The 18,220-nt window shown below is 73.8% G+C and carries 15 protein-coding genes; 9 read left to right on the top strand and 6 right to left on the bottom strand.

Annotated features, from left to right (window positions below; genetic code table 11):
* Positions 1 to 250: 250 nt before the first annotated feature.
* Positions 251 to 916 carry a M50 family metallopeptidase gene (locus tag PYR91_RS01660; protein WP_279777069.1) on the bottom strand — a complete coding sequence of 222 codons (666 nt, stop codon included), beginning with the start codon at positions 914 to 916 and terminating at the stop codon, positions 251 to 253.
* Between the two features lie 588 nt (positions 917 to 1,504).
* Here PYR91_RS01660 and PYR91_RS01655 point away from each other — a divergent pair.
* The 4 genes from PYR91_RS01655 to PYR91_RS01640 all read left to right on the top strand — a co-directional run bounded on the left by PYR91_RS01655 (position 1,505) and on the right by PYR91_RS01640 (position 4,710).
* Entirely contained in the window at positions 1,505 to 2,365 is an 861-nt protein-coding gene (locus tag PYR91_RS01655) for an amidohydrolase family protein (protein ID WP_279777068.1), read from the top strand.
* 9 nt (positions 2,366 to 2,374) lie between these two features.
* A complete protein-coding gene (locus PYR91_RS01650; protein ID WP_279777067.1) occupies positions 2,375 to 2,884 on the top strand; it encodes a nuclear transport factor 2 family protein in 510 nt (169 codons plus the stop codon).
* A gap of 104 nt (positions 2,885 to 2,988) precedes the next feature.
* Positions 2,989 to 4,107 (top strand): magnesium and cobalt transport protein CorA, encoded by a 1,119-nt coding sequence (locus tag PYR91_RS01645; protein WP_279777066.1) that lies wholly within the window; start codon positions 2,989 to 2,991, stop codon positions 4,105 to 4,107.
* 45 nt (positions 4,108 to 4,152) lie between these two features.
* Entirely contained in the window at positions 4,153 to 4,710 is a 558-nt protein-coding gene (locus PYR91_RS01640) for a TIGR03086 family metal-binding protein (protein WP_279777065.1), read from the top strand.
* Positions 4,711 to 4,737: 27 nt separating this feature from the next.
* Here the strand turns inward: PYR91_RS01640 and PYR91_RS01635 are convergent, their stop codons facing one another.
* The 4 genes from PYR91_RS01635 to PYR91_RS01620 all read right to left on the bottom strand — a co-directional run bounded on the left by PYR91_RS01635 (position 4,738) and on the right by PYR91_RS01620 (position 9,742).
* Positions 4,738 to 6,954, bottom strand: a complete 2,217-nt coding sequence (locus PYR91_RS01635; protein WP_279777064.1) for a thiamine pyrophosphate-dependent enzyme — start codon at positions 6,952 to 6,954, stop codon at positions 4,738 to 4,740.
* 98 nt (positions 6,955 to 7,052) lie between these two features.
* Entirely contained in the window at positions 7,053 to 7,922 is an 870-nt protein-coding gene (locus tag PYR91_RS01630; protein WP_279777063.1) for an ABC transporter permease, read from the bottom strand.
* Positions 7,923 to 7,924: 2 nt separating this feature from the next.
* Positions 7,925 to 8,911, bottom strand: a complete 987-nt coding sequence (locus tag PYR91_RS01625) for an ATP-binding cassette domain-containing protein (protein WP_279777062.1) — start codon at positions 8,909 to 8,911, stop codon at positions 7,925 to 7,927.
* A 234-nt stretch (positions 8,912 to 9,145) separates the two neighbouring features.
* The gene (locus tag PYR91_RS01620; RefSeq protein ID WP_279777061.1) at positions 9,146 to 9,742 is read right to left on the bottom strand and encodes a TetR/AcrR family transcriptional regulator; all 597 of its coding nucleotides are present in this window, start codon (positions 9,740 to 9,742) and stop codon (positions 9,146 to 9,148) included.
* An 81-nt stretch (positions 9,743 to 9,823) separates the two neighbouring features.
* Here PYR91_RS01620 and PYR91_RS01615 point away from each other — a divergent pair, with 81 nt between their 5' ends.
* The 5 genes from PYR91_RS01615 to PYR91_RS01595 all read left to right on the top strand — a co-directional run bounded on the left by PYR91_RS01615 (position 9,824) and on the right by PYR91_RS01595 (position 16,071).
* Entirely contained in the window at positions 9,824 to 11,407 is a 1,584-nt protein-coding gene (locus PYR91_RS01615; RefSeq protein WP_279777060.1) for a carboxyl transferase domain-containing protein, read from the top strand.
* 2 nt (positions 11,408 to 11,409) lie between these two features.
* Positions 11,410 to 13,434 carry a biotin carboxylase N-terminal domain-containing protein gene (locus PYR91_RS01610; protein WP_279777059.1) on the top strand — a complete coding sequence of 675 codons (2,025 nt, stop codon included), beginning with the start codon at positions 11,410 to 11,412 and terminating at the stop codon, positions 13,432 to 13,434.
* A complete protein-coding gene (locus PYR91_RS01605; protein WP_279777058.1) occupies positions 13,434 to 14,387 on the top strand; it encodes a hydroxymethylglutaryl-CoA lyase in 954 nt (317 codons plus the stop codon). Before PYR91_RS01610 ends, PYR91_RS01605 begins: the two co-directional genes overlap by 1 nt.
* The gene (locus PYR91_RS01600) at positions 14,374 to 15,540 is read left to right on the top strand and encodes an acyl-CoA dehydrogenase family protein (RefSeq protein WP_279777057.1); all 1,167 of its coding nucleotides are present in this window, start codon (positions 14,374 to 14,376) and stop codon (positions 15,538 to 15,540) included. The genes PYR91_RS01605 and PYR91_RS01600 overlap by 14 nt, the downstream gene beginning before the upstream one ends.
* 81 nt (positions 15,541 to 15,621) lie before the next feature.
* Positions 15,622 to 16,071, top strand: a complete 450-nt coding sequence (locus tag PYR91_RS01595; protein WP_279777056.1) for a GNAT family N-acetyltransferase — start codon at positions 15,622 to 15,624, stop codon at positions 16,069 to 16,071.
* A gap of 133 nt (positions 16,072 to 16,204) precedes the next feature.
* Here PYR91_RS01595 and PYR91_RS01590 read toward each other — a convergent pair whose 3' ends face one another.
* Positions 16,205 to 18,208, bottom strand: coding sequence for a hypothetical protein (locus PYR91_RS01590; RefSeq protein WP_279777055.1), 2,004 nt, complete (start codon positions 18,206 to 18,208; stop codon positions 16,205 to 16,207).
* Positions 18,209 to 18,220 lie beyond the last annotated feature (12 nt).

Below are 18,220 nucleotides of genomic sequence, written 5' to 3'. Positions count from 1 at the left end.
CGCGCCGGGGTGGATTACAGCGCCTCCACCGTGAGCGGCGACGGTCTCGACCGTGAGCGGCCCGGCCTCCACCGTGCCCAGCAAGGGGGGTGACGTGTCCTGCGGCGCCGCCGGTGACAGGCAGGTGGTCCTGGGGCTGAGTTCGCCGTCCAGGACGAGATCGGCTCCATCCCGATCCACGCCGCGGTGCAGGACGGTGAACGGCGCCGGCGGCGTGCCGTCCGGCTTACGGTGCCGGGCTCGCCCTGCCTCAGCCGGGCAGGGAAAGGGGCGGCAGGTCGATGGGGGCGAGCAGGTAGGCGCCGGCGACGAGGGCGGTGGCGGACACCAGGAGGAAGAACGCCACGTAGAAGCTTCCGGGCAGGTGGGTGAGGCGGGCGAGCTGGTCGGCGTCGGAGTCCGGAGCCCTGCCGCGACGCCGCTTGCCGCGCAGTTCCAGGATGGGGCGGATGCCGCCGAGCAGGAGGAACCAGGCCGCGGCGTGCGCGCCCGCGGCCTGTATCTCCTGGGGCGCGTACCAGGACAGGGCGAACACGGCGCCGCCGATCGCCAGCAGCGACACGACGCCGAACATGTTGCGGATCATCAGCAGCATGCCCGCGAGCAGGAGGAGCACCGTCCACAGCAGGATGGTGATGTACCCGGCGGCGGTCAGCCAGGCGGCGCCGAGACCGATCAGCGAGGGGGCGACGTACCCGGCGGCGGCCGTGAAGATCATCCCGGGGCCGGTGGGCCTGCCACGGGTGAGCGTGACGCCGGAGGTGTCGGAGTGCAGGCGGATGCCCTGGAGCTTGCGCCGGGTGAGCAGCGCCACCAGCGCGTGCCCGCCCTCGTGCGCGACCGTGATCAGCCCTCGGGCCAGGTGCCACGAGGTGGGGTAGGCGACGACGAGCAGCGCGGCGAGCGCGGCCAGCATCGTGATCCACAGCGGCGGTTCCGGCTGGACGGCCGTCAGTCGTGTCCAGAGATCCCGGAGCGTCTCCAGGGGGCACCTCCCGTCGAAGTACGCGTACGTGGGGTGATGACGCGCGGGACATAGCCTCGCACGGCCGGCGGGGTGCGGTGTTCCACCCGCCCCAGAACATCGTTCGAAAAGCGGCCGGCGGGTGTCCAGGCCGCCCGAGGCGGTGGCCGTCGGGGGTGGCCGTGGGGGACGGTGACATGACAGGGCCGGGGCTTTGCGGGACGGTGGAACTGGTTGGCGCGGTGGCCTTCAGGGATGAGGGTGGCGGGCCGCGTGGGGTGTGCGCGGCGGCAGGGCCGCGTGGTCGTGCGTGGTGGCGGTTCGGGGGCGGCTGAGGGTGGTTGTGGGGGTGTGGGCGGGGGCGGGTGGTGGTGGCGTGATGGGGTTTGGCGATACGGGCCGGGGCGGTGGCGGGCGGGGCGGTGGTCGTGCGTGGTGGCGGTCCGGGGGCGGCTGAGGGTGGGTGTGGGCGGGGCTCGGGTGGTGGGAGGCGTGATGGGGCCTGGTGGCGAGGGCGGGGGGCCAGTGGAGGACGGGGCGGTGGCCGGGTGGTGCCGGGCGCTGGGGGTGCCGGGGGTGGTGGACGTGCATGTGCACTTCCTGCCCGAGCGGATGGAGCGCCGGGTGTGGCACCACTTCGACAACGGCGGGCCGTTGGTGGGGCAGGGGTGGGAGATCCGCTACCGGCTGCCCCGGGAGGAGCGGGTGGCGCGGTTGCGGGCGATGGGGGTGCGGTGGTTCACCGCGCTGGCCTACGCGCACCGGCCGGGCATGGCGCGCAGCCTCAACGACTGGACGCTCGACTTCGCGGACGCCACCCCCGGCTGCGTGCCGTCGGCGACGTTCTTCCCCGAGCCCGGCGTGCTGGACGACGTGCGGGCGGCCCTGGAGCGGGGCGCGCGCGTGTTCAAGGTGCACCTCCAGGTGGGCGCCTTCGACCCCCGGCACGAGGACCTCGAACCGGTGTGGGGGCTGCTGGCCGAGGCGGGCGTGCCGGTGGTGGTGCACGCCTCGTCGATGCCGGTGCCGGGCCGGTGCACCGGCCCGGGGCCCATCGGGGACGTCCTCGCGCGGCATCCGGGGCTCGCGGTGGTCGTCGCCCACCTCGGCATGCCCGAGTACGAGGAGTTCCTGGACCTGGCCGAACGGTACGCCAACGTCCGCCTCGACACGACCATGGCCTTCACCGACTTCGCCGAGCGGACGGCGCCGTTCCCCGCGCGTCATCGCCCGCGCTTGCGCGACCTCGGTCTAGCAGGCAAGATCGTGCTCGGCTCGGACTTTCCGACCATCCCGTACCCCTACGCCCACCAACTGCACGCCCTGACCCGGCTGGACCTCCGCGACGATTGGCTGCGGGCGGTCTGCTGGGATAACGGAAGGCGGCTTCTGGGCCTCTAAGCTGGGAATATGTCGAACTACCGCACGCCGCGCCGTGCCGATCACCTGCGGCTGATCCGGCGGTTCTACGATGCCTTCGCGCAGGCGGACACCGAGGTCATGGGCCGGTGCTACCACCCGGACGTGAGCTTCGGCGACGCCGTCCTCACCGAGGTGGAGGGGCGCGACCGGGTCATGGCCATGTGGCGCATGCTGCTCGACGGCGGCGGCGTGGAGGTGACGGCCCGCGACATCACGGCCGACGACCACTCGGCCACCGCCCACCGCACGATGCGCTACGTCTACCCGCCGACGGGCAGGCGGGTGGTCAGCAACGCCGACGTCCTGTTCCGGTTCGAGGACGGCCTGATCGTCCGCCACCACGACGAGTTCGACTTCCGCCGGTGGTCCACGATGGCGTACGGCCGGCCGATCGGCCTGCTGTTCGCCAAGACGCCGGCGCTTCGCCGCCGCGTGCGCGAGCAGGCCCGCCGCAGGCTCGACCAGTACCTACGCAGCATTTCTCCCATATCAGGCTAGGGTCTGACACGGGTGGGCCCCGCCGGGCGCGGGTCCGCGGCCGTCCGCAGTGTCTCGGGAGGGGTGCCGTGCCAGAGCGTCGAACGCGTGGGCTGAAAGATCTGATGCGGTCACCGGGACGCGCCGGCCACGGCCACGACGAGGTCGCGCCCGAGCAGTCCATGGACCCCCGGTCGAAGACGGCCGACGTCCCGGCGCAGCAGCGCAGCGTGATCGACAACGCCGTCTATGTGGACGGCCGGCGCGTCGACAGCCCGCCGTCGCTGCCCGAGGCGGTGGCGAGCCTGCGCTCGCAGCCGGGCCGGATGGCGTGGATCGGCCTGTACCGCCCGGCCGAGGCGGAGATGCTCAACGTCGCCGAGGAGTTCGGCCTGCACGAGCTCGCCGTCGAGGACGCCATCGTCGCGCACCAGCGCCCCAAGGCCGACCGGTACGGCGAGACGCTGTTCCTGGTGCTGCGGGCCGCGCAGTATCTCGACTCGCCGGAGAAGGTGGAGTTCGGCGAGCTCCACGTGTTCCTGGGACAGGACTTCGTGCTGACCGTGCGCCACAGCGAGGCCCCCGACCTCGGCAAGGTCCGCCGCAGGATGGAGGGCGACCCGCACCTGCTGCGCCAGGGCCCGCAGGCCGTCCTGTACGCCATCCTGGACGCGGTGGTCGACGGCTACGCGCCCGTCGTCGCGGGCCTGCAGAAGGACATCGACGAGATCGAGGTCCAGGTCTTCGGCGGCGACCCGGCGGCGCCGCGCCGCATCTACGCGCTCTCGCGCGAGGTCATCGAGTTCCAGCGGGCCACCCGGCCGCTGCTGGACATGCTCAACGGCCTGATCGCCGGCTCGCCCAAGTACGGCGTGGACGGCGAGCTGCAGCGCTACCTGCGCGACGTCGCCGACCACGCGATCACGGTGGTCGAGCGGGTGGACAACCTGCGCCAGATGCTGCAGGACATCCTCATCGTCAACTCCACGCTGGTGAGCCAGGCGCAGAACGAGGAGATGAAGAACGTCACCCAGGCCAGCTACGCGCAGAGCGAGGAGGTCAAGAAGATCTCCTCCTGGGCGGCCATCCTGTTCGCGCCCACCCTCGTCGGCACCATCTACGGCATGAACTTCACGCACATGCCCGAGCTGTCGTGGGTGTTCGGCTACCCGTTCGCCGTGGCGCTCATGGCCATGGTCTGCGGCACGCTGTACCTGGTCTTCAAGCGGCGCGACTGGCTGTGACCTCCCGGAGGGGACGATCCGGCGTTCGCGGGTAGGTGGGGCGGTATGGAGGATCGAACACTCGAACTGCACGCCATCGCGATGGACGAGTTCGGCCTGCGCGTGGCCATGGTCGGCGCCGAGCAGTGGAAGGCGCCGACGCCGTGCGCCGACTGGGACGTGCGCGCCCTGGTGAACCACCTGCTGGTCGAGCAGCTCTGGGTCCCGTCGCTGCTCGAGGGCGCCACGGTGGAGGAGGTGGGTGACCGGTTCGACGGCGACCGGCTCGGAGAGGACCCCGTCGCGAGCTGGACGGAGGCCGCCACGGCCGCGCACGCCGCCTTCGCCGCTCCGGGCGCGCTCGACCGCGAGGTCACGCTGTCGTACGGCCGGACGCCGGCCCGCCGCTACTGCATGGAGATGGCCGCCGACCTCGCCGTCCACGCCTGGGACCTCGCACGGGCGCTCGGCGTGGACGAACGGGTGGACGCCGGGCTGATGGCGGCGGCGTACGACAGCCTGGCCCCGTACGCGGGCAGCGACATCTTCGGCCCGCCCGTGCCCGTGCCGCAGGACGCCGACCCGCAGACGCGCACCCTGGCCGTCACCGGCCGCCGCGTCTAGCGTCCAGCCGCCGGGCGCGCGGACGGCTCAGGCCAGCATCTTGCGGGCCGCCTCCTCGATGTCGGCCTCCGAGAGCAGCACGTGCGCGGCGGCGTCGCCCAGCGGCACGAAGCTGTCCCTGGAGGTGACGCGGGCGACCCGCCCCGCGAAGCCGCCGTCGGCGAGCGCGGTGACGACGCCCTCCGACACCCCGCCCGAGCCGCGGGTCTCGTCGGCCACCAGCACCCTGCCGGTGAGGTCGGCGGCGCGCAGCAGGTCGTCCACGGGCAGCGGCGACAGCCAGCGCAGGTCGAGCACGCGGCAGCCGTACCCCTCGGCGGTCAGCCGGATCGCCGCCCGCAGGCTCATGCGCAGGCCGTTGCCGAACGTGACGATGGTGAGGTCGCGGCCGTCGCCGTACGCGCGGCCCTTGCCGATGGGCACGTGTGTCTCGGCCCACCGCGACGGCGGGACGTACGGCGTGAGCCAGCCGTTGTCGCCTTCGTCCATCAGGTCGCGGGTGCCGTAGAGCGCGATCGGCTCCAGGTACACGCAGACGTCGCCGTCGGCCTTGGCGGCGGCGACGCAGGTGCGCAGCATCGCGGCGGCGTCGTCGGGCCGGGCGGGGGAGGCCACGACCAGGCCGGGGATGTCGCGCAGCGCGGCCACGGAGTTGTCGTTGTGGAAGTGGCCGCCGAAGCCCTTCTGGTAGGCGTAGGCGGCCACGCGCACGACCATCGGGTTGCGGTAGGCGCCCTGGGAGAAGAACCGCAGGGTGGCGGCCTCGCCGCGGATCTGGTCGAGCGCGTTGTGCAGGTAGGCGAGGTACTGGATCTCCGCGACGGGCAGCAGCCCCGCGCCGGCGGACCCCAGGGCGAGCCCGAGCAGCGCCTGCTCGTCGAGCAGGGTGTCGAACACCCGCCCGGCCCCGAAGCGTCTCAGCAGGCCGCGCGTGACGCCGTACACCCCGCCCTTGCGGGCGACGTCCTCCCCGAACAGGATCACCTCGGGGTGCGCGCCCATGATGTCGGTGAGCGTGCGGTTGATCGCCTGGGAGAGGGTGAGCGGGCCCTCGCGGTCGGGAGGCGACTGGTCGCCGAAGAGCGCGGCGCGGTCGGCGGCCCGGGCGGCGGCCTGGGCCGCGACGTGGGCGGGGCGGCGGGGGGCCAGCGGCGCCATGACCTGGCGGGCCGAGCTCAGCCGGGGCCGCCGGGTCGACTCCAGCGCCAGCTTCAGCACGTGCTCGCGGATCGTCTCGTAGCGGGCCAGCAGCTCGTCGGGGTCGGCCAACCCGGCCCGGACGAGCAGCCCGGCCGTGGCGAGCAGGGGGTCGCGTTCGAGGTCGGCGGCGATCTCGCGCGGCGTGCGGTACGCCGACTCGACGTCGGACCCCGCGTGCCCCATCAGCCGGACGGTGCGCAGGTGCAGGAACGCGGGCGACCTGCGGGCGCGCACGTGCTCGGCCGCCTCGCGGGCGACGTCGTACGCCTCGGGCAGGTCGCAGCCGTCGGCGCGGAAGCGCGGGATCAGCGGGTGGGCGGACGCCTCGACCCACCCGGGCGGGGTGCGCACGCTGATGCCGATGCCGTTGTCCTCGCAGACGAACAGGATCGGCACCGGCAGCCCCTGGTAGGCGCAGTAGGCCGCGGTGTTGAACGCGGTCAGCGCGCTGGCGTGGTTGGCCGAGGCGTCGCCGAAGCCGCACACCACGATCGAGCCGGCGGGGAAGGGCGAGCCGGGCACGCCGAGCTTGCGGGCCCGCTCGATGGCGAAGGCGACGCCGACCGCCCGGGGCAGGTGGCTGGCGACCGTGGAGGTGGAGGGGATGATCGCGAGGTCGGGGTGGCCGAAGACCTTGTGGCGCCCGCCCGCGATGGGCTCCTCGGCGGCGGCGGCCAGGCCGAGCAGCACGTCGCGCAGCCCCTCCTCGGCGAGCCGCCCGGCCTGGACCGACCGCGCCAGGTAGAACGCCCCGGAGCGGTAGTGCAGCAGCGCCGGGTCGGTCGCGCGGACCGCGGCGGCCACCGCGGCGTTGCCCTCGTGCCCGGCCGAGCCGATCGTGTAGAAGCCCTCGCCCTGCTCGCGCAGCCAGCGGGCGGCGATGTCGAGCAGCCGGCTGGCGAGCTGGATCTCGAACAGGTCGCGGCATCGGGCGCCCGTCAGAGTGGTGCCCGGGCGTATGGGCAGGCCGGGGTCGCTGCGGGTGCCGGGCGAGAGTGCGGCAACCGACTCGATGAAGTGCGTCTCAACTGTGTCGCGGGCCACAAGGCCGATTATGTCGCCACGAACCGCGCCGCGTCCCGGCGCTTGCGCAGACACTTTTACTCTCCGTAGGAGAGGTTGTGCGCGGCCGTGGCGGGAGGCTAGTCGGGACGGCGGAACTGGGCGATCGCGACGCCCAGCAGGGCCGCTCCCATGAGGGCGACGATGAGGAGCTCCACCCCGACCGGAACGTGCCAGCCGAACCAGTGGACGCCGGGGTTGAGCCGCTGGGCGATGTGCGGGGCGACGTCCAGGTGGGAGAAGACGGCGTGCCGCATCGGGTCGACGGCGTAGGTGAGCGGGTTGATCCGGGTGAGCAGTGCCAGCCACCCGGGCAGCCCGGCCAGCGGGAACAGCGCTCCGGACAGGAAGATCATCGGCATGACGGCCATCTGCATGACCCCGAAGAAGGTCTGCATGTTGCGCATGCGCGCCGCCAGGCTCACGCCGAACGCGGTGATGGTGAACGACGCCAGGAACATCTGCCCCAGCAGGGTGAGGAACAGCGTGGGGGAGTAGGGCACGTCGACCAGCCCGGCCAGGGCCAGGATGACCACGCCCTGCGCGGTGGCGACGATGCCGCCGCCCAGGCACTTGCCGATCACGATGGACGAGCGGCTGACCGGGGCGACGAGCATCTCGCGCAGGAACCCGAACTCGCGGTCCCACACGATCGAGCCGGCGGAGAACATGGCGGTGGTGATCACCGTCATGGCGATCACGCCGGGGTACATGAACGTGCGGAAGTCGACGCCCTGCCCCGGGCCGGCGAACAGCGCGCCCAGGCCGGTGCCCATCACGAACAGCCACAGCACCGGCTGGACCATCGTGGACAGCAGGCGGGTGCGGTCGTTGACGAACCGCAGCATCTCGCGGTGCAGCACGATCTTGATCGCCCGCAGGTCGTGCCGGAGGCTGCGCCCGGGCACCCGCACCCGGGCCACCCCGGGCGTGGTGACGTCCGTCGTCATCGTCACCTCCTCGCCATGGCGCGCATCCACGCCGACGGGCCGCCCTCGGCCTCGGCGTCGCGGATGGTGGAGCCGGTGTAGTTCATGAACACGTCGTCGAGGGACGGCCGGGACACGCTGACCGAGCGGATCGGCACGCCGAGCTCGGCGAACAAGCGCGGGACGAAGGCTTCTCCCGCGTCGACGGCGAACGTCACCACGCCCCCGCGTACGGCTGCGTCGACGATGCCGAAGCGCTCGCCGAGCGCCGCGATGGCCGCCTGGTCGTCCCCGGTCTCGATGCGCACGCGGTCCTTGCCGACGCTGGCCTTGAGGGCCTCGGGGGAGTCGACGACCACGATCTCGCCGTGATCGATGATCGCGATGCGGTCGCAGTACTCCGCCTCCTCCATGTAGTGGGTGGTCATGAAGATGGTGATGTCCTCGGTGCGCCGCAGCCGGTTGATGTAGCCCCAGATCGCCGAGCGCGTCTGGGGGTCGAGGCCGACCGTGGGCTCGTCGAGGAACAGCACCCGCGGGGAGTGCAGCAGGCCCCTGGCGATCTCCAGGCGGCGCTTCATGCCGCCGGAGAAGGTGAGCACCTTGGCGTCTTTGCGGTCCCAGAGGGCGACCATCTCCATGACCTGCCGGATGCGCCCGGCGACCACGTCCCTGGGCACGCCGTACAGCTCGGCGTGGAAGCGCAGGTTCTGCTCGGCCGACAGGTAGCCGTCGAGGGTCGGGTCTTGGAACACCAGGCCGATGTTGCGCCGGACCTCGTCGCGCTCGCGCACGACGTCGTGCCCGGCGACCTCGGCGGCCCCGCCGGTGGGGCGCACCAGCGTGCACAGCATGCCGATCGTGGTGGTCTTTCCCGCGCCGTTGGGCCCGAGGAACCCGAACACCTCGCCCGGGCGCACCTCGAAGTCGATGCCCTTGACGGCCTCCACCTCGCCGTAGGTCTTCCTCAGACCCCGTACGGCGACGGCGGGCTTGTCGTTCGTCGTCACTTCGTCTCCTCCCCGCCGCCTGCCGGGACGGCGGACCGGCGCGCCGGGCCCGCGGCACGCCCAGCTCCATCATGTCCTCCGGCGGCGTCCCGGCCACCCCTGGCCCCGGGGTGGCGAAGTCGCTCGTTACTATCGAGATACCTCAACGATATATCGAGATAGTCCGCCTGATCAACCCGCTTCCGGTAGATCGGGGAACGCCGCGGGCCGGTCGGCACGGGCGGGCGGCGCCGGTTAACGATCGTTAACGAGGGCGGCCAGCGAGGCGCGGGCCATGTGGTGCAGCAGGGCGGCCATCGCGTCCCGCGGCAGCTCCCCGGCGCTGTGCGGGGTGGAGTTGAGCAGCCCGAAGACGGCGTGGGTGGCGGCGCGCAGCCTCGGCGGCGGCGCCGCCGGGTACAGCTCGCTCAGCACGGTGACCCACTCCTCGACGTACAGCCGCTGCAGCCGCCGGATCCGCCGCCGGTCGGCCGTGGGAACGTTCCCCAGCTCCCGGTCGTGCACGGTGATCAGCGCCGGGTGGTCGAGCGCGAAGTCGATCTGCCCCGCGACCAGCGCGTCCAGCGCCTCCGCGCCGTCGGAGGCCGCGGTGACCCGTTCGATCGCCGCGGTGAGCAGGCGGTCGCTGACGTCCAACAGCATCTCGGTGAGCAGCGACTCCTTGCCGCTGAAGTGCCGGTAGAGCGCGGGCCCCGAGATGCCCACCGCGCCGCCGATCTCCTCGATGGAGACCCCGTGGAAGCCCCGGGCCGCGAACAGCCGCGCCGCCGCGTCCAGGATCTCCCTGCGGCGGGGGCTCGGAACGCGGGTAGGACTCCGCACAACGGTCATGACCGGCAATATTAGACGAATCAGTTAACGGTGACTAACATCCAGGTCGGAGTTAGCGCGCGTTAACGAAAGGTGCGCACGATGGTCCCAGTGCTGCGGACGACCGCCGGCGCCGACGGCGAGCGGTTCAAGGTCAACGCCGAGGCCAACGAGCGCCTGTCCGCCGAGCTGCGCGAGCGGCTGGCGGCGGCGGCCCTCGGCGGCTCCGAGCGCGCCCGCGCGCGCCACGTCGAACGCGGCAAGCTGCTGCCGCGCGACCGCGTCGCCACCCTGCTCGACCCCGGCTCGCGCTTCCTGGAGCTGTCCCCGCTGGCCGCCACCGGCCTGTACGGCGACGACGCCCCCGCGGCCGGGATCATCACCGGGGTCGGCCGGGTCGCCGGCCGGGAGTGCGTGGTCGTCGCCAACGACGCGACCGTCAAGGGCGGCACCTACTACCCCATGACGGTCAAGAAGCACCTGCGCGCCCAGGAGGTCGCCCTCCACAACCACCTGCCGTGCGTCTACCTGGTCGACTCCGGGGGCGCCTTCCTCCCCCTGCAGGACGAGGTCTTCCCCGACCGGGAGCACTTCGGGCGCATCTTCTACAACCAGGCCACCATGTCGCGGCGCGGCGTCCCGCAGATCGCCGCGGTGCTCGGCTCGTGCACCGCCGGAGGCGCCTACGTGCCGGCCATGAGCGACGAGGCCGTGATCGTGCGCGACCAGGGCACGATCTTCCTCGGCGGCCCGCCCCTGGTGAAGGCCGCCACCGGCGAGGAGGTCACCGCCGAGGAGCTGGGCGGCGGCGAGCTGCACGCCCGCGTCAGCGGGGTCACCGACCACCTCGCCGAGGACGACGCCCACGCGCTGTCCATCGTCCGCGGCATCGTCGCGACCCTGGCCCCCCGCGCGCCGAGCCCGTGGGAGCGGGCGCGGCCGGAGGAGCCGCTGCACGACCCGCGCGACCTGTACGGCATCGTGCCCGCCGACACCCGCACGCCCTACGACGTGCGCGAGGTCATCGGCCGCCTGGTGGACGGCAGCCGGTTCCTGGAGTTCAAGGCCGAGTACGGCCCCACGCTGGTCACCGGGTTCGCCCACCTGCACGGGCACCCGGTGGGGATCGTCGCCAACAACGGCATCCTGTTCGCCGAGTCGGCGCTCAAGGGCGCCCACTTCATCGAGCTGTGCGACCAGCGGAGGATCCCGCTGGTCTTCCTGCAGAACATCAGCGGCTTCATGGTCGGCCGCGCCTACGAGGCCGGCGGCATCGCCAAGCACGGCGCCAAGATGGTTACCGCCGTCTCCTGCGCGCGGGTGCCCAAGTTCACGGTGGTCATCGGCGGGTCCTTCGGCGCGGGCAACTACGCCATGGCCGGCCGCGCCTACTCCCCGCGCTTCCTGTGGATGTGGCCCAACGCCCGCGTCTCGGTCATGGGCGGCGAGCAGGCCGCCAACGTGCTCGCCACCGTGCGTCCCGCGGGCGCCGGCGACGAGGAGGAGTTCAAGCGGGCCATCCGCGAGCGCTACGAGGAGCAGGGAAACCCGTACTACTCCACGGCCAGGCTGTGGGACGACGGCGTGATCGACCCCCTCGACACCCGCACCGTCCTCGGGCTGGCCCTCTCGGCGGCGGCCAACGCCCCGCTCGACCCCATCGGCTACGGCGTCTTCCGGATGTGACCATGTTCGACACCGTTCTCGTCGCCAACCGGGGTGAGATCGCGCTCCGCGTGATCAGGACCCTGCGCCGCCTCGGCATCCGGTCCGTCGCCGTGTACAGCGACGCCGACGCCGGGGCCCGGCACGCCCGCGAGGCCGACCTCGCCGTGCGCCTGCCCGGCGGTTACCTCGACATCGACCAGGTGGTCGCCGCGACCACCGCCACCGGCGCCCAGGCGGTGCACCCCGGCTACGGGTTCCTGGCGGAGAACACCGCGTTCGCGCGCCGCTGCGCCGCGGCCGGCGTGGTGTTCGTCGGCCCGCCGCCCGAGGCCGTCGAGGCCATGGGCGACAAGATCCGCGCCAAGGCGACGGTGGCCGACGCCGGCGTGCCCGTCGTCCCCGGTGGGGCCGAGCCCGGCGACGACCTGGCCGAGACGGCCCGCTCGATCGGCTTCCCCGTGCTGGTCAAGCCGTCGGCCGGCGGCGGCGGCAAGGGCATGCTGGTGGTGCGCTCGCCCGAGGAGCTGCCCGCGGCCCTGGAGTCGGCCCGCCGCACCGCCGCCGCCGCGTTCGGGGACGGCACGCTGCTGGTCGAGAAGCTCGTCGGCGACCCCCGGCACATCGAGATCCAGGTGATGGCCGACGCGCACGGCGCCGTCGTCCACCTGGGCGAGCGCGAGTGCAGCCTCCAGCGCCGCCACCAGAAGGTCGTCGAGGAGGCGCCCTCCCCGCTGCTGGACGAGCCGACGCGGCGCCGCATGGCGGACGCCGCGATCAAGGCCGCCCGGTCGGTCGGGTACGTCGGGGCGGGCACCGTCGAGTTCATCGTCCCCGGCGACCAGCCCGGCCACCCCGGCTACTTCATCGAGATGAACACCCGCCTCCAGGTGGAGCACCCGGTCACCGAGCTGGTCACCGGGCTCGACCTGGTGGAGCTCCAGCTCCGGGTCGCGGCGGGCGAGCCGCTGCCGGTGACCCAGGACGAGATCGTCACGCGCGGCCACGCCGTAGAGGCCCGCGTCTACGCCGAGGACCCGCGCCGGGACTTCCTGCCCACCGGCGGCCGGGTGATCGCGCTGCGCGAGCCCGAGGGGCACGACGGCGTCCGGGTCGACTCCGCGCTCCAGGAGGGCGCGGTCGTCGGCAGCGACTACGACCCCATGCTCTCCAAGGTGATCGCGTGGGCCCCCGACCGGGCCGGCGCGCTGCGGCGGCTGGACGCGGCGCTGCGCGACACCACCGTCCTGGGCGTCACCACGAACATCGCCTTCCTGCGCGCCCTGCTCGCCGACCCCGCCGTGGCCGCGGGCGCCCTCGGCACCGGCCTGATCGAGCGCCGCCTCGACGCGCTGCTGGAGGCCGCCTACGGCGCCGAGGCGCTGCCGGTCGGCGTCCGGGCGGCGGCGGGCCTGGTGCTGCAGGACGGCCTGGCCGCCGCCGCCGGCGACGACCCCTGGGACGTTCCCGACGGCTGGCGGCTCGGCGAGCCCGCCTGGACGCGGTGGCTGCTGGCCGCGCGCGGCGAGACCGCCGAGGTCGCGGTCCGCGGCCTGCCCCGCTCGGGCGCCGAGGTCGCCGTCGACGGCGGCCCGCCCGTCACGGCGCTGCTCGGCCGCGGACCGGAAGGCGAGGCGCGGGTCACCCTCGACGGGGTGACCTCCCGCTTCGCCTGCGCCAGGGACGGCGAGACGGTGTGGCTGGGCCGCGACGGCCGCTCGTGGGCGATCACCCCGCACGTCGCCGGCGACCCGGACGACCGCCCGGGCGCGGGCCGCGCCGGCGACGGCGTGGTCCGCAGCCCGATGCCGGGCACCGTGCTGCTGGTCAAGGTGGCCGCGGGCGACCGTGTCGCCGAGGGCCAGCCGCTGCTGGTCGTCGAGGCGATGAAGATGGAGCACACCGTCACCGCCCCCGCGGCCGGCGTCGTGGCCGAGCTGCCGGTGCGCGCCGGTCAGCCGGTCGACATGGACGCGGTGCTGGCCGTCGTCCGCGACGACCCCGCGGCCGGGGACGGCGACGAGCCCGCCGAGCGAGAGGAGGCGTGATGCGCGCCCCCATGCGAGTGTCCGCGGACGGGCTGCCCGAGCGGGTGACCGTCTACGAGGTCGGCCCCCGCGACGGGCTGCAGAACGAGGCGGTCGTCGTCCCGGTGGAGGTGAAGGCGCGCTTCCTCACCCGCCTCGCCGAGGCCGGCCTGACCACGATCGAGGCGACCAGCTTCGTCCACCCCTCCTGGGTGCCGCAGCTCGCCGACGCCGGGGAGCTGCTCGGCCGCCTCACGCCCGCGCCGGGTGTCCGCTACCCCGTGCTCGTCCCCAACGAGCGCGGCCTGGACCGGGCCCTGGAGCACGGCGTCACCGACATCGCGATCTTCGGCAGCGCCACCGAGACCTTCGCCCGGCGCAACCTCAACCGCGGCGTGGACGAGTCGATCGCCATGTTCGCCCCGGTCGTCGAGCGGGCCCGCGCGGCCGGGCTGCGGGTGCGCGCGTACCTGTCGATGTGCTTCGGAGACCCGTGGGAGGGGCCGGTGCCGATCGAGCAGGTCGTGCGGAACGGCGCGCGGCTGCTCGACCTCGGCTGCTCGGAGCTGTCGCTCGGCGACACCATCGGCGTCGGCACGCCCGGGCACGTCTCCGCCCTGCTCGCCGCCTTCGCGGGCGCCGGCGTCGGGCCCGAGCGGCTCGCGGTGCACTTCCACGACACCTACGGCCAGGCTCTGGTCAACACCCTGGCCGCGCTGCGGGCGGGCGTCACCGTGGTGGACGCCTCGGCCGGCGGCATCGGCGGCTGCCCGTACGCCGAGAGCGCCACCGGCAACCTCGCCACCGAGGACCTGGTCTGGATGTTGTCGGGCCTCGGCGTGCGCACCGGGATCGACTTGGAGGCGCTGGTCGCCACCAGCGTGTGGCTCGCCGGAGAGCTGGGCCGTCCGAGCCCGTCCCGCGTGGTCCAGGCGATGGCACAGAAGGAGGAGTCAGACGATGCACCGGCTTGAGGACGACTACGAGGCCCTGCGCAAGAGCGTCGAGGAGTTCGCCAGGGACGTGGTCGCTCCCGTCATCGGCGACTACTACGAGCGCTGCGAGTTCCCCTACGACATCGTCGCGAGGATGGGACGGATGGGCCTGTTCGGCCTGCCGATCCCCGAGGAGCACGGCGGCATGGGCGGCGACTACTTCGCGCTCTGCCTGGCCCTGGAGGAGCTGGCCCGCGTCGACTCCTCGGTGGCGATCACCCTGGAGGCGGCGGTCTCCCTCGGCGCGATGCCGCTGTACCGGTACGGCTCGGCCGAGCAGAAGGAGCGCTGGCTGCCCCGCCTGGCCTCGGGCCAGACGCTCGGCGCGTTCGGCCTGACCGAGCCCGGCGGCGGCTCCGACGTGCCCGGCGGCATGCGCACCACCGCGACGCTCGACGGCGGCGAGTGGGTCGTCAACGGCTCCAAGGCGTTCATCACCAACTCGGGCACCGACATCACCGGCTTCGTCGCCGTCGCGGCCATCACTGGCCGCCGCCAGAGCCGCGACGGCGGCACCGCGCCCGAGATCAGCACGGTCATCGTCCCCGCCGGGACCCCCGGCTTCACCGTCTCCAAGAAGTACTCGAAGGTCGGCTGGTCGGCCTCGGACACCCGCGAGCTGTCGTTCAGCGACTGCCGCGTCCCGGAGTCCGCCCTGCTGGGCGAGCGCGGCCGGGGGTACGCCCAGTTCCTGCAGACCCTCGACGAGGGCCGCGTCGCCATCGCCGCCCTGTCGGTGGGCCTGGCCCAGGGCTGCGTGGACGAGTGCCTGAAGTACGTCGGGGAGCGGCACGCGTTCGGCCAGGCCATCGGCCGCTACCAGGCCATCCAGTTCAAGATCGCCGACATGGAGGCGCGCACCCACACCGCCCGCCTGGCGTACTACCACGCGGCCGAGAAGATGCTCGCGGGGGAGCCCGTCAAGAAGGAGGCCGCGATAGCCAAGCTGGTCGCCTCCAACGCGGCGATGGACAACGCCCGCGACGCCACCCAGATCTTCGGCGGCTACGGCTTCATGAACGAGTACCCGGTCGGCCGCTTCTACCGCGACGCGAAGATCCTGGAGATCGGCGAGGGCACCAGCGAGGTGCAGCGCATGCTGATAGCCCGCCAGCTCGGCCTGCCCGCCTGAGTCGGCCCGCTCGCGGCCGGTTCCCGGCCTGATGGGGGCCCGAATGGACGCACGGGGGGTCTACTCCCTAGAGTCCCTTTCATGACAACTGATGATCTCCTGGTGCGCAGGGCAGAGAAGACGGACGCCGAGGAGATCTTCGGGCTGGCCCGCGAGTTCGCGCTGTCGTTCCGGCCGCGCCGGGCCGACTTCGACGCGGCGTTCCCCACCCTGCTGGGGAACCCGGACGCGCTGGTGCTGGTCGCCGTCGTGGACGGGGTCGTGCGGGGCTACCTGCTGGGGTACGTGCACCTCACGCTGTTCGCGAACGGGCACGTGGCGTGGGTCGAGGAGGCCATGACGCAGCACGGGTTCCGCCGGCGCGGCCTGGGCCGGTCGCTGCTGGAGGAGTTCGAGACGTGGGCCCGCTCGCGCGACGCCGGGTACGTCGCCCTGGCCACCCGGCGCGCGCCGGAGTTCTACCAGGCCCTGGCCTACGAGTCGTCGGGCACGTACTACCGCAAGGTGCTCAAGAGCCAGGACGAGACCTGAGGGCCCGCCACGACGGGCGCTGAGGGCCGCCGAGCCGGGGCCTCGCCCAGGGCCCGGCGCGCTCCGCACGGCGTGAGCCGTCCCCCGGCGCAGGTGCCTGATGAGGCGCCGGCCGGGTCTCAGGGCCGGGGTTTCACGACGTGAGCTGGGCGTCCAGGCGGTAGCCGTCCACGGTGACGTAGACCGAGTCGCCCGGGCGGGCGTTCAGGCGCATCAGCACCGGCTGCAGGGAGTCGAAGACCGGCTGGCGGTCGCGCCAGACCAGCACCACGGCGTTCTCGCCGGGGCCGGTGACCGACAGCAGCGTCCCGGGGCGCATGCCGAGCTGCGTGGCGTACCCCTCGGGCACCGGCACGGGCTCGCCGCGCAGGTGCTCGCTGGTCACGTCGATGCGCTGCCAGCGGCGCGGGTCGGACGCCGGGCCCGGCAGCGGCGGCCGGTGGCCGGCGGCGCGCGGCTCGGGCACCAGGTGCGGACGGGGCGGCCCCGACAGGGCCGTCAGCGCGGCGAGGGCCGTCTGGGCGTCCGGCAGGTTGTCGGCGACCGACGGCACCGGCAGGCCGCCGCGCACCTGGTGGCCGTTGGCGCCGGGCGTACGGCGGGGCAGCGGGGTGAAGCCGTTGGTGTCCGTCGAGCGGGACGGCTCCGGAGGCATGCCCATGGGCTTGGGGAGGGCGTCGATCCACGCCTGCGCCGAGTGCGCGCGGATGCCGACCTGGGCCAGCAGCTCCACGGCGTCCTCGCCGGTGGCCCGGCCGCCCAGCAGCTGCGCGGTGCGCTCGCGCAGGCGCGACAGGTCGCCCACGACCAGCCAGCCGTCCTGCAGGCGGCGGTCGTGCATCAGCGCTACCAGCACCCGCCACAGCGGCGTGCCCAGGGAGGGCACCTGGATGGGGTGCGCGTCGTCGGCGCCGATGAGCTGCTCCTCGGTGGCGGCCACGCCGAGCCACTCGGTGAGCCGGAACAGGTGCCCGGTGACGGCGGTGGACTCCGGCGAGCGCAGCCAGTTGAGCACGCGCTCCTCGGCCGCCCGCTGGGCCGCCGACAGCACGTCGCGGTCGACGTGCAGCTCGTGGGCGAGGGTGCGCAGGCTGACCGGCTCGGCCGCGAACAGCCGCTCGATGGCCACCGCCCGCTCCATGGGGGTCCACTCGCGGAAGACCGCGTCGACCAGCCGCACGAGCGGGTTGTCGGAGACCGGCGGGGGAGGCGCGGCGGGGGGCGGCGCGGCGGCGGGCAGGGCCGGGACGGCGGTGGGGCGGGGATAGGGGCCGGTGTGCTTGGCGGCGTGCGGCTGCCGTTCACCGGTTCCGGGCTGCGCCGGGTACGGCCCGCTGTGCGGCCCCCCCTGTCGCGGGAATGCGGAGGGCTGCGCCGGGTACGGGCCGGTGTGCGAGCCCGCGACCGGCTGGGCCTGGTACGGGCCGGTGTGCGTGCCCGCGGAGGGCTGCGCCGGGAAGGCCCCGGTCGGCGTGGCCGCGGACGGCCGCGCGGGGAGCGGCCCGGAAGGCTGTGCGGGGACCGGCGGGGCGGGCGCCTGCGGCCCCGCGAGTGCGGGAAGCCGGGCGGCGACGGCCGGAGGCGGCGGCGCGGCGCCGGGGACGTGCGGCCCGCCGCCCGGTGCCGAGGCAGCGGCGCCGGCCGGCTGCTGCCCGCCCGGGGCGCGGCCCGCGACCGCGGGAGGCTGCGGGCCCGGGACCTGCGGCGCGATGGCCGGGATGCGGCCGAGGATCTCGCGGAAGACGGCGGTGACGATGACCTCGGGCGGCGTGGTGCCCGCCGGCCCCCGGAGGTCGGCCGCCGTGAGCCTGCGCAGGCGCTGCCACCCGCCCATTCCCGACACCGCCGACCGCGCGGGCTCGGGCCAGCCGGCCAGCGCGGGATCGGCCCGGTGGAGCTGCAGGGCGGGGAGCACGTCGGTCAGCGTCAGATGGTCCCATCGGCTGACGGCCAGCCGGGAGAGGCGGTCGCACAGCCACTCGACCCCGGTCGTGCCGAGGGCGCGGCTGAGCGCGACCGAGGCCCACCAGCCGGACGGCAGCCGGGGGTCGGCGAGCACCTCAGCGATCTGCTGGGGACGGCTCCAGCGCAGGACCGGAACCACGTCACTCAGGCAGATCATCGAATCGGCGTCCATCGGCTGACCGCA

It is taken from the genome of Sphaerisporangium sp. TRM90804 (assembly GCF_029846175.1).
Lineage (GTDB): Bacteria > Actinomycetota > Actinomycetes > Streptosporangiales > Streptosporangiaceae > Sphaerisporangium.
Note: the sequence above shows the minus strand (reverse complement) of the source record. Positions and strands in the feature narration are given on the sequence as shown.